Annotated in this window: 14 protein-coding genes; 1 reads left to right on the top strand and 13 read right to left on the bottom strand. The window is 56.4% G+C overall.

The genetic code is table 11. From position 1 onward, the window contains the following. The 9 genes from CYR32_RS08465 to fkpA form a co-directional block, all read right to left on the bottom strand. On the bottom strand, positions 1-218 hold a 218-nt coding region (locus CYR32_RS08465; protein WP_241523786.1), incomplete at its 3' end, for a GTP-binding protein. A 71-nt stretch (positions 219-289) separates the two neighbouring features. Next, a complete protein-coding gene (fusA, locus tag CYR32_RS08460) occupies positions 290-2404 on the bottom strand; it encodes an elongation factor G (protein WP_101823936.1) in 2115 nt (704 codons plus the stop codon). A 96-nt stretch (positions 2405-2500) separates the two neighbouring features. After that, on the bottom strand, positions 2501-2971 hold the full coding sequence (gene rpsG, locus CYR32_RS08455; protein ID WP_005969574.1) for a 30S ribosomal protein S7: 471 nt from the start codon (positions 2969-2971) through the stop codon (positions 2501-2503). A 96-nt stretch (positions 2972-3067) separates the two neighbouring features. After that, positions 3068-3442 carry a 30S ribosomal protein S12 gene (gene rpsL / locus CYR32_RS08450; RefSeq protein WP_072927415.1) on the bottom strand — a complete coding sequence of 125 codons (375 nt, stop codon included), beginning with the start codon at positions 3440-3442 and terminating at the stop codon, positions 3068-3070. A gap of 131 nt (positions 3443-3573) precedes the next feature. Further along, positions 3574-3861: a sulfurtransferase complex subunit TusB gene (gene tusB, locus CYR32_RS08445; protein WP_101823935.1), complete on the bottom strand. Its 288-nt coding sequence runs from the start codon at positions 3859-3861 to the stop codon at positions 3574-3576. Between the two features lie 10 nt (positions 3862-3871). Continuing rightward, the gene (gene tusC / locus CYR32_RS08440) at positions 3872-4231 is read right to left on the bottom strand and encodes a sulfurtransferase complex subunit TusC (RefSeq protein ID WP_101823961.1); all 360 of its coding nucleotides are present in this window, start codon (positions 4229-4231) and stop codon (positions 3872-3874) included. An 11-nt stretch (positions 4232-4242) separates the two neighbouring features. Continuing rightward, entirely contained in the window at positions 4243-4632 is a 390-nt protein-coding gene (tusD, locus tag CYR32_RS08435; protein ID WP_101823934.1) for a sulfurtransferase complex subunit TusD, read from the bottom strand. Next, positions 4632-5354 (bottom strand): helix-turn-helix transcriptional regulator, encoded by a 723-nt coding sequence (locus CYR32_RS08430; RefSeq protein ID WP_165698204.1) that lies wholly within the window; start codon positions 5352-5354, stop codon positions 4632-4634. Before CYR32_RS08430 ends, tusD begins: the two co-directional genes overlap by 1 nt. A 255-nt stretch (positions 5355-5609) precedes the next feature. Continuing rightward, a complete protein-coding gene (fkpA, locus tag CYR32_RS08425; protein WP_101823932.1) occupies positions 5610-6458 on the bottom strand; it encodes an FKBP-type peptidyl-prolyl cis-trans isomerase in 849 nt (282 codons plus the stop codon). Between the two features lie 263 nt (positions 6459-6721). On the opposite strand from fkpA, the gene CYR32_RS08420 reads away from it, so the two are divergent. Beyond that, positions 6722-6940: a protein SlyX gene (locus tag CYR32_RS08420; protein WP_101816473.1), complete on the top strand. Its 219-nt coding sequence runs from the start codon at positions 6722-6724 to the stop codon at positions 6938-6940. A gap of 62 nt (positions 6941-7002) precedes the next feature. Here the strand turns inward: CYR32_RS08420 and slyD are convergent, their stop codons facing one another. The 4 genes from slyD to kefG form a co-directional block, all read right to left on the bottom strand. Then, positions 7003-7584 carry a peptidylprolyl isomerase gene (gene slyD, locus CYR32_RS08415; protein ID WP_101823931.1) on the bottom strand — a complete coding sequence of 194 codons (582 nt, stop codon included), beginning with the start codon at positions 7582-7584 and terminating at the stop codon, positions 7003-7005. A 94-nt stretch (positions 7585-7678) separates the two neighbouring features. Beyond that, entirely contained in the window at positions 7679-7882 is a 204-nt protein-coding gene (locus CYR32_RS08410; RefSeq protein ID WP_101823930.1) for a YheV family putative zinc ribbon protein, read from the bottom strand. Positions 7883-8049: 167 nt separating this feature from the next. Continuing rightward, positions 8050-9858: a glutathione-regulated potassium-efflux system protein KefB gene (gene kefB / locus CYR32_RS08405; protein WP_101823929.1), complete on the bottom strand. Its 1809-nt coding sequence runs from the start codon at positions 9856-9858 to the stop codon at positions 8050-8052. Continuing rightward, the gene (gene kefG / locus CYR32_RS08400; protein WP_165698203.1) at positions 9859-10410 is read right to left on the bottom strand and encodes a glutathione-regulated potassium-efflux system ancillary protein KefG; all 552 of its coding nucleotides are present in this window, start codon (positions 10408-10410) and stop codon (positions 9859-9861) included. Between the last annotated feature and the right edge of the window lie 28 nt (positions 10411-10438).

The raw sequence follows: 10438 nt of genomic DNA, 5'->3' as shown, positions 1-10438 counted from the left end.
GGGGTATCGTACTCAACGTGAGAGGTGTTGATGGTGATACCACGTGCTTTTTCTTCCGGTGCGTTATCGATCTGGTCAAAAGCACGCGCCTGGCCACCGAATTTCTTAGCCAGTACGTTGGTGATTGCAGCAGTCAGGGTAGTTTTACCGTGGTCAACGTGGCCGATAGTACCAACGTTAACGTGCGGTTTTTTACGTTCAAATTTTTCTTTAGACACGGCTATATTCCTTAATCTTGTGCTCCCCCCTATTGGAGAGAGCACGGGATCATTGTGTTAAACCCGAAGACTTATTTACCACGGGCTTCGATGACGGCCTGAGCGACGTTGTTCGGTGCATCATCATACTTCAGGAATTCCATCGTGTATGATGCGCGACCTTTGGTCAGAGAACGCAGCTGGGTTGCATATCCGAACATTTCAGACAGCGGTACTTCAGCGTGGATCTTAACGCCAGTGACTTCGGATTCCTGACCGCGCAGCATACCGCGACGACGGCTCAAGTCACCAATGACGTCACCGGTGTTTTCTTCCGGCGTTTCTACCTCAACCTTCATGATTGGCTCAAGCAGAACTGGTTTAGCTTTCTTAAAGCCATCTTTAAAGGCGATAGACGCAGCCAGTTTAAACGCCAGTTCAGAGGAGTCAACGTCATGGTAAGAACCGAAGTGCAGACGGATACCCAGGTCAACAACCGGGTAGCCAGCCAGCGGACCGGCTTTCAGCTGCTCCTGGATGCCTTTATCAACGGCAGGGATGTATTCACCAGGAATCACACCACCTTTGATGTCGTTGATGAACTCGTAGCCTTTCGGGTTGGAACCCGGCTCCAGCGGGTACATGTCGATAACAACATGACCGTACTGACCGCGACCACCAGACTGCTTGGCGTGTTTACCTTCGATATCGGTAACTTTCGCGCGAATCGCTTCACGGTAAGCAACCTGAGGTTTACCCACGTTCGCTTCAACGTTGAATTCACGCTTCATGCGGTCAACGATGATGTCGAGGTGCAGCTCACCCATACCGGCGATGATGGTCTGGTTAGATTCTTCGTCAGTCCATACGCGGAAGGACGGGTCTTCTTTAGCCAGACGGCCCAGAGCCAGACCCATTTTTTCCTGGTCAGCTTTGGTTTTCGGTTCTACGGCGATGGAGATTACCGGCTCAGGGAATTCCATACGCTCCAGAATGATCGGCGACTCTGGGTCACACAGGGTGTCACCAGTAGTTACGTCTTTCAGACCGATAGCAGCGGCGATGTCGCCCGCGCGAACTTCTTTGATCTCTTCACGTTTGTTAGCGTGCATCTGAACGATACGACCGAAACGCTCACGTGCAGCTTTCACGGAGTTCAGTACGGTATCACCAGAGTTAACCACACCGGAGTACACACGGAAGAAGGTCAGGTTACCCACGAACGGGTCGGTAGCGATTTTGAACGCCAGTGCAGCAAAAGGCTCATCATCGCTGGCGTGACGCTCAGCCGGGGTATCTTTGCCGTCGTCCAGCATGCCGTTGATGGCAGGAACGTCGGTCGGTGCCGGCAGGTAGTCAACTACCGCATCCAGCATCGCCTGAACACCTTTGTTCTTGAACGCAGAACCACAGGTAACCAGGATGATTTCGTTGTTCAGCACGCGCTGACGCAGAGCAGTTTTGATCTCTTCCTCGGACAGCTCTTCGCCACCCAGGTATTTTTCCATCAGCTCTTCAGAAGCTTCAGCTGCGGATTCGATCAGGTTCTGACGCCATTCTTCAGCCAGGTCCTGCATGTCAGCCGGGATCTCTTCGTATTCGAAGGTCACGCCCTGGTCTGCATCGTTCCAGTTGATGGCTTTCATTTTCACCAGGTCAACAACACCGGTGAAGTTCTCTTCAGCGCCGATAGCCAGCTGCAGAGGAACCGGAGTCGCGCCCAGACGGGATTTGATCTGGCCTACAACTTTCAGGAAGTTGGCGCCCATACGGTCCATTTTGTTAACGAACGCGATGCGCGGAACTTTGTATTTGTTAGCCTGACGCCATACGGTTTCAGACTGCGGCTGAACACCACCAACCGCACAGTAAACCATTACTGCACCGTCGAGCACACGCATGGAGCGTTCTACTTCGATGGTGAAGTCAACGTGCCCCGGGGTGTCGATGATGTTGATACGGTGAGCATCAAACTGCTTCGCCATACCAGACCAGAAAGCGGTAGTTGCAGCAGAAGTGATGGTAATACCACGTTCCTGCTCCTGAGCCATCCAGTCCATGGTGGCGGCGCCGTCGTGAACTTCACCGATTTTGTGGTTTACACCGGTGTAGAACAGGATACGTTCGGTAGTCGTGGTTTTACCGGCGTCGATGTGCGCACTGATACCGATGTTACGATAGCGTGCAATGGGTGTTGTACGAGCCATTTGATTCCTCTATCACTAGGACGTTCAAGTTCAGTTAACCCAAGCGGGTTGGCTTCTTGAAGCGCCCGCTTGGTTAGCATAACTACAGCGTGGTGATTACCAGCGGTAGTGGGCGAACGCCTTGTTGGCTTCTGCCATACGGTGAACGTCTTCACGTTTCTTAACAGCAGTACCTTTGTTCTCTGCTGCATCAGAAAGTTCGTTCGCCAGGCGGAGAGCCATGGATTTATCACCGCGTTTACGAGCAGCTTCAACGATCCAACGCATTGCCAGGGCATTACGACGAACCGGACGGACTTCAACTGGAACCTGATAAGTAGAACCACCAACGCGGCGAGACTTAACTTCTACAGTCGGGCGCACGTTGTCCAGAGCTACTTCGAAAGCTTCCAGGTGGCCTTTACCAGAACGCTGAGCCAGGGTCTCCAGCGCGGTATAGACGATTGCTTCTGCGGTAGATTTCTTACCATCTACCATCAGGATGTTTACAAATTTAGCCAGCAGTTCAGATCCGAACTTAGGATCCGGCAGAATTTTACGCTGACCAATGACGCGACGACGTGGCATGGAATTACTCCGTTTTTAATTCAGGATTGTCCAAAACTCTACGAGTTTATTTTGACATTAAAGTGAAAATGTTTGGCCTTACTTAACGGAGAACCATTAAGACTTCGGCTTCTTAACGCCGTACTTAGAACGAGCTTGCTTACGGTCTTTAACGCCGGAGCAGTCAAGTGCGCCGCGAACGGTGTGGTAACGCACACCTGGCAGGTCTTTTACACGACCGCCACGGATCAGGATCACGGAGTGCTCCTGCAGGTTGTGACCTTCACCGCCGATGTAGGAGGTGACTTCAAAACCGTTGGTCAGACGAACACGGCATACTTTACGCAGTGCGGAGTTCGGTTTTTTCGGGGTAGTGGTATATACGCGGGTGCATACGCCACGTTTTTGCGGGCAGGCTTCCAGCGCCGGAACGTTGCTTTTCGCAGCCTTCACAGAGCGTGGTTTGCGTACCAGCTGGTTAATCGTTGCCATTAAAAAAGCTCCTGGGTTTGCTTCGTAAACACGTGATAAATCGCCTCGTATGCCAACAGGCAAAGTACGAGGACGCAGAATTTTATGGCTGACCATGAAAGGTGTCAAGAAATATACAGCACCAACTGTAATTACCCTGCGACGTGTTGTGTGTGCTTTACGGTCAGCATAACGAAAGTAGTATAACCGATCAGCGTGATTTTGTCTGAAATTTGACCAATCAACCCGCGGGCCTCGATGTCTTCTTTCAGCGCGTAAACAGAGATGGGGGCAGCCAGCAGCCAATCAAGGGCCGCGCTCTCTTTTAATCCGGCCAGCACGCCGTCCTGTATCAGCAGCAGGTCATCCCCCTGCCCCGCAAGTCGCAGCAGCGCGGGCAGATCGGTCTGAAAAGGCGAATGGGAAAGGGTCAACAGCATGGGGTATCCGTTAAAAAGTCATTATTGCGTCATAACCGGCCAGCCGCTCACGCAGCGCTTCCGGGGGCAGGATCTCCGCCTTGAGCACCCAATCCAGCTCTGCCGGTAAACCGCGCGCCTGAAGGGAAGCTTCACACAGGTAGCACTGTTCCACCTCATAAAGCGGCAGCACGCCAAAGGTCGCAATATAGTTGCGGGCCAGGATTTTCTCCGGTGCCTGATGCGGCAGAAGCTGCATCACACCATCGCCGATAAAAAACACCCCTACCTGTTCGCTGAGCGCGGAAGTCGCCAGCAGCGCATCCAGCCCCTCACGGCCGGCAGCGGTGCCGTGCGGCGCACGGGTAAATACAAAGGCCACACGTTTCATAGTGTCGTCCATCAGAATTGCACCAGCCGGTCACAGCTCAGGGACGCTTCTGCCAGCGCGCCCAAACCGCTCAGGGTAAAACCGGCCTGTAAATTAGCCGGCCCCAGTGAGAGTTGCTGCGCTTCATGCTCGTCAGTGACCCCACGGCGCAGCGCCGCAGCCACACAGACATTCAGGGCAACCTGGTGTTCCGTTGCTAACTGCTGCCAGGCACGTACCAGATCAAACTCATCATTGGCAGGCGCCGTCAGCTGGTTGGCGTTCAATACGCCTTCCCGGTAAAAGAATACGCTCTCCAGCCGGTGCCCTTCCGCCACCAGCGCCTGCGCGAACTGATACGCAGAGCTCGCCTGCTGGGTACCGTAGGCCGGGCCGGTGACCAGTAACGCATAACGCAGCATCAGCGGTCCCCGCCCAGCAGGTCACCGCTTTTGAACTGGCGGATATAGAGATAAACCGTATGCTTTGAAATATTCAGCCGGTCGGCCACCTGGTTAATGGCATCTTTAATGTCAAAAATGCCTTTCTCGTAAAGATTCAGCACCACCTGCCGGTTTTTAGCGTTGTTGGCAACATTACGGTCAGCATTGACCTCTTCAATGGTGAACTCCAGGGTTTGTGCCACCAGGTCATCCACGGACGAAGCAAAGTTGACGGACGAGCCCACCTCCTGCGCCTCCGGCGGCATGAATGTCTGCATAATCTGTGAAAACGGCACATCCAGGTTCATGTTGATGCACAACAGCCCGATGACCCGCTGCTCATGGTTACGGATGGCAATGGTCACTGACTTCATCAGCACGCCGCTTTTCGCCCGCGTAAAATAGGCATTGGAGACACTGCTGTCGGCCCCGGCCATATCATGCAGCATCCGCAGCGCCAGGTCGGTAATCGGTGACCCAATCTTCCGGCCGGTATGCTCGCCGTTGGCGATTCTTACCGCCGAGCACTTTAAGTCCTCCAGCGAATGCAGGACTATTTCACAATGCGCGCCGATCAGCATCGCCAGCCCATCCACCACGGCCTCATAAGATTTCAGAATTTCATAGTCGGTAGCGGTGAAAGGACGTTGTTCCAACAGATCGAGATCGCTGGTTTCGCCAGGTAAGAGCGAATTAGACATCGGAGATACCATCCTCTGTGTAGAGAGAGCCTGCCCGGCGCCCTGCCGTCAGGCTCATCACTCAATATCTTTAGGCCGTCAGTCTAGCAAATCTGCGGGAGTAACGACGCCGGAATTGTTAAAGACGTTATGCCTGTGGGCGTAAGGCGTCAAGTTATCCACGTCAGCGGCGCGTGATGATGTGTGAAGGCATAAAAAGGGCATAAAAAAACCGCCGCCCGGAGGCAGCGGTTTTCAGCAGGGAACCAGAGGGAATTACTGCCCTTTGGCACCGGCTTCAGCAGCGGCGTCAGCCGGCTTTTCAGCTTTGGCGTCGCCTTTAGGCGCGGCTTTCACGTCCAGCAGTTCGACGTTAAACACCAGCGTGGAGTTAGCCGGGATGCCCGGCACACCGGTTTTACCGTAAGCCAGCTCCGGCGGGATCACCAGCGTAATCTTGCCGCCTTTTTTGATGTGTTTCAGGCCTTCGGTCCAGCCCGGGATCACGCCGTCCAGGCGGAAGGAGAGCGGCTCGCCGCGGGTATAAGAGTTATCAAACTCTGTGCCGTCGGTCAGGGTGCCTTTGTAGTTCACGACAACGGTGTCGCTGTCTTTCGGCGTGTCACCGGTACCCGGCTTCTCTACCTGGTACAGCAGGCCGGATTCGGTTTTCTTCACGCCTTTTTCTTTGGCGAACTTGTCACGGTATGCCTGGCCTTTGGCAGCATTTTCCTGCGCGTCTTTTTCCATCTTCGCCTGAGCGGACGCTTTTACGCGGGCTTCAAAGGCCTGCAGGGTCTGTTCGATTTCCTGATCAGAGAGTTTGCTCTTGTCAGCGAAAGCGTCCTGCACACCGGAGATCAGCTGTTCTTTGTCCAGCTTGATACCCAGCTTCTCTTGCTCTTTCAGGGAGTTATCCATGTAACGACCCAAGGATGCACCCAGCGCATACGCGGATTGCTGGTCTTCATTTTTGAAGGCGCTGTTGACGGCCGGCGCAGCAGCCGCGGCAGCCGGTGCTTCAGCCGCAGGGGCTTTTGCCGCCTCTTCCGCCATCACCTGGGTGGCGCTCAGTGCCATGGCCATTGTGGTTGCCAACAGCGTTACTTTAAAAAGTGATTTCATCCATTTCTCCAATGGCTTAGGGGGTATAGCCCCAAGCAACGATTACATAATTTCTCTGGCTACTATAACTGCCTGCGCGGCGGCAAAACAATCTCTATACTCACCAAATGCGTTATATTCCGACCTTAATTACGTCAGGAAGTTTCCTTTCCGGCAAATTCTTCAGGCCGCCGGGCGAGACGCCAAGCAATCTGTGGGCAATGCAGGTAGAATCCCGCCCCTTACCCCATCCGCCGGACGGCGAACCACAGAGGACAGCAAGTATGGATCAGAACGCCTTCGAACAACGGTTGGAGATGCTGGAAAGCCGGCTGGCCTTTCAGGAAGTGACCATCGAGGAGCTTAACCTGATTGTGACAGAGCATCAGCTTGAGATGAGTAAACTGCAGGACCGGCTGCGCCTGCTCACGGACAAATTGCGCGCCGCGCAGCCTTCCGCCATTGCTCACCCTTCGGAAGAGACCCCGCCGCCGCACTACTGAGCCGCGACAGGCGCAGGCAATAAAAAAGGCTGCCTGAGGCAGCCTTTTTTTGATGCGTTAGCTTAGTGGCAGCCGCAACCGCCGTTGCCGCATCCGCCTTTACCATGATCGTGGTCATGATCATGATCGTGGCCGCCGCAGCAGCCGTCACCGTGGTCATGACCGTGGTGATGATCGTGCTCGCCGTGAACGTGGCCGTGGGCCAGTTCTTCTGCGGTCGCTTCACGGATTGCCACAACTTCAACGTTGAAGTTCAGGTTCTGGCCGGCCAGCATGTGGTTGCCGTCAACGGTCACGTGATCGTCTTCCACGTCCGTGATCTCAACCGGCACCTGACCCTGATCGGTATCCGCCATAAAGCGCATACCTACCTGCAGCTCGTCAACGCCCATGAAGACGTCTTTCGGTACACGCTGCACCAGGTTTTCGTCGTAGTTGCCGTAGGCTTCGTTCGCGCCGACATGCACGTCGAAACGATCGCCGACGTCATGACCTTCCAGCGCGTTTTCCAGACCTGCGATCAGGGAACCGTGACCGTGCAGATAGTCCAGCGGCGCACTCACCGGAGACTCATCAACCAACACACCGTCTTCTGTACGTACCTGGTAAGCCAGGCTGACCACCAGGTCTTTTGCTACTTTCATGATATCTCCTACCGTTGGAAAGCAAATTGGCGCAGATTGTAGCGGAAATCTGCGGCGCTGTACTCATCAGCATAAAAAAACGCGTCGCTGCCCGCTACTCGGGATGGAAAATACCGATGACCTGTTCCTGGGGGCGGACGTGCTGCTTAACCTGCTCGTCAGTCTGGCGCTGATGATGGCCACACTTCACACACTCCACCACTTCTACCTGATCCTCGCGCCATAACATCAGGCTGTCCAGCGCCTTACACTGCGGGCAAACGGCCCCGGCAATGAAACGCTTACGTGTTGCTGACATGCTGTTGACTCCAGAATAAACCGCCCTGCGCACCGTGGCATTCACCACCCGGCGCATGGCAGCCGGAAAAAGGTCTTTCCAATAAAATAAAGCGCCCGGCTCAACGCCTGACGCTTCGCACTGACTACCAGTCTAGAACGGATAGGCCCACACCTCAATCGGCACGGCTACTCATGTTCATCCCAGCCGTCGGGCCGGCGGCGCTCATTGTAGATTTCGCGCTCAAAAATCTCCTCCAGTTCACGCCGCGCCTCGCGGATGCGGGAGACCTGCGCCACGTCACCCTGGCGCTGCGGCACCAGCTCGCGCAGCATCCGCATATCCAGCCGCCGGAAGTGCTGTTGCGCCCGGTAGGCCTGATGCGGGTGCATTCCCAGGGTGGTCAGCGCCTTGCGGCCCAGCTCCAGGGCGCTCGAGAAGGTCTCCCGTGAGAAGTTTGCCACGCCGGCCTGGAGCAGCTCATGCGCCTCCACACGGCCGCGGGCGCGCGCCAGAATCTCCAGCGAAGGGAAATAGTCCTGGCACAGCCGTACGATCGTCATGGTGTCTTCCGGCTCATTACAGGTGATGACAATAGCGCGCGCTTTTTCCGCACCCGCGGCGCGCAGCAGCGCCAGCTCGGTAGCATCCCCGTAGTAGACGTGGTAGCCATAGCTGCGCATCAGGCTCACGGCGCTGATATCACGCTCCAGCACGGTAATGCGCATTTTGTTGGCGATCAGCAACCGGCCAATCACCTGACCAAAGCGCCCGAAGCCCACAATAATCACCTGCGGGTCATCATCTTCCACATGGTGCTGCTCATCCGGCTCCTCTTGCGCGTTGTAGCGCCGGGCCAGCAGCCGGTCGATGGTCTGCATCATCAGCGGCGTGGTCATCATCGACAGAGTGACCACCACCAGCAGCAGCGCCAGCTGGTCCGGGGAAATCACCCGTTGCGCAGCGGCGGCCGAAAAGAGCACAAAGGCGAATTCGCCCCCCTGGCTCAGCACCCCGGCGAATTGCAGCCGCACGGCGCGCCCTAAGCCAAACACCCGCGCCAGGCCATACAGGATGCTGCTCTTCACCAGAACCAGCACCACAACGGCGACCAGCACCTCAAGCACATGGGTGTAGAACACGCCCAGGTTGAGCGCCATGCCTACCGAGATAAAGAACAGCCCCAGCAACAACCCTTTGAAAGGCTCAATGGCACTCTCCAGCTCATGCTGGTACTCACTCTCTGCCAGCAGCACCCCGGCGATAAAGGTGCCCAGCGCCATGGAGAAACCGAGCGCGTCCATAAACAGCGCTGCCCCCAGCACCGTAAGCAGCGCTGCCGCGGTAAATACTTCGCGCACCCCGGCGGCCACAATAAACCGCAGCAAAGGCCGCAACAGGTAACGCCCGCCGATCAGCATCCCGCCAAAAGCGGCGATTTTCATGGCGATCCGATCCCAGTCGTACTCGCCCTCCCCGGCTCCGGCCAGCAGCGGGATCAGCGCCAGGGCCGGGATCACCGCGATATCCTGGAACAGCAGCACCGAGAAGCCGAGCTGGCCGCCCTCGTTGCGCTTCATGCCTTTGTCTTTCATCAGCTGCAAGGCCATCGCAGTCGAAGACATCGCCAGCCCGATGCCGCCAATCACCGCCGCCTGCCAGGCAAAGTGGGTCAGATAGAGCAGCAGCGCCAGCACCGTGGCTGTCAGCAGCACCTGCCCGGCCCCCACGCCGAAAATCGAGCGGCGCAGTTGCCAGAGTTTGGCGGGGTTCAGCTCCAGCCCGATGAGAAACATCAGGAACACCACGCCCAGCTCGGAGAAGTGCAGGATCTCCTGCACATCGCGGATCACCCCGACACCCCACGGGCCGATGGCGATCCCCGCCAGCAGGTAGCCCAGCACCGCGCCGATGCCCAGCCGCTGAGCGATCGGCACGGCCACCACCGCCGCAAACAGGAAAATCAGTGCCGCTGTCAGTAAATCCGATCCTTCCATTTAACGTCCTCCATGGGGAAGCGGGGCGCGCAGCCAGTCGGCATAGGCGCTGGCGTGGCTGGCCAGCACATCCGGCGGCTGGCGCCGTGCCCAGTAGACCACCATCGGTGAGAGCCAGTGCATCCGGCACATCGCCGCCGTGAGTTCAAACGGCCGCAGAATGTCTGACATCAGGCAGCGGTTATATCCCTGCTCCCCGTAAGCGCCCTCCGGCTCGCCGGTGGTGATCACCGTACGCCAGTATTTGCCGTTCAGCGCATTGCCGCCCGCCCCGCTGGCGAAGCCGCGGGCCAACACGCGGTCCATCCACTCTTTCAGCAGTGCCGGGCAACTGTAAGTATAAAGGGGGTGCTGGAAGACAATGACGCTGTGCTCACGCAACAGTTGCTGTTCGTGATGGATATCAATAAAGAAATCGGGATAGTGCGCGTAGAGATCGTGCACGGTGACATGCGCGAGTTGCTGGGCCGGGGCCAGCAGAATGCGGTTGGCTACCGAATCCTGGGGTTCCGGGTGGGCGTACAGCAGCAGAACCCTGGGTGGCTGCGACATCATTCCCTCCAAAGCGTCGTCAGGGTGC

It is taken from the genome of Chimaeribacter coloradensis (assembly GCF_002858715.1).
In the GTDB taxonomy this organism is placed as follows: Bacteria; Pseudomonadota; Gammaproteobacteria; order Enterobacterales; family Enterobacteriaceae; genus Chimaeribacter; species Chimaeribacter coloradensis.
This window is presented reverse-complemented; position numbering and strand designations above follow the sequence as displayed.

Bases quoted from the DNA above. Each gene is read 5' to 3' on its own strand.
- fusA (WP_101823936.1), bottom strand. From the start codon at position 2,404: ATGGCTCGTACAACACCCATTGCACGCTATCGTAACATCGGTATCAGT.
- rpsG (WP_005969574.1), bottom strand. From the start codon at position 2,971: ATGCCACGTCGTCGCGTCATTGGTCAGCGTAAAATTCTGCCGGATCCT.
- rpsL (WP_072927415.1), bottom strand. From the start codon at position 3,442: ATGGCAACGATTAACCAGCTGGTACGCAAACCACGCTCTGTGAAGGCT.
- tusB (WP_101823935.1), bottom strand. From the start codon at position 3,861: ATGCTGTTGACCCTTTCCCATTCGCCTTTTCAGACCGATCTGCCCGCG.
- tusC (WP_101823961.1), bottom strand. From the start codon at position 4,231: ATGAAACGTGTGGCCTTTGTATTTACCCGTGCGCCGCACGGCACCGCT.
- tusD (WP_101823934.1), bottom strand. From the start codon at position 4,632: ATGCTGCGTTATGCGTTACTGGTCACCGGCCCGGCCTACGGTACCCAG.
- CYR32_RS08430 (WP_165698204.1), bottom strand. From the start codon at position 5,354: ATGTCTAATTCGCTCTTACCTGGCGAAACCAGCGATCTCGATCTGTTG.
- fkpA (WP_101823932.1), bottom strand. From the start codon at position 6,458: ATGAAATCACTTTTTAAAGTAACGCTGTTGGCAACCACAATGGCCATG.
- CYR32_RS08420 (WP_101816473.1), top strand. From the start codon at position 6,722: ATGGATCAGAACGCCTTCGAACAACGGTTGGAGATGCTGGAAAGCCGG.
- slyD (WP_101823931.1), bottom strand. From the start codon at position 7,584: ATGAAAGTAGCAAAAGACCTGGTGGTCAGCCTGGCTTACCAGGTACGT.
- CYR32_RS08410 (WP_101823930.1), bottom strand. From the start codon at position 7,882: ATGTCAGCAACACGTAAGCGTTTCATTGCCGGGGCCGTTTGCCCGCAG.
- kefB (WP_101823929.1), bottom strand. From the start codon at position 9,858: ATGGAAGGATCGGATTTACTGACAGCGGCACTGATTTTCCTGTTTGCG.
- kefG (WP_165698203.1), bottom strand. From the start codon at position 10,410: ATGTCGCAGCCACCCAGGGTTCTGCTGCTGTACGCCCACCCGGAACCC.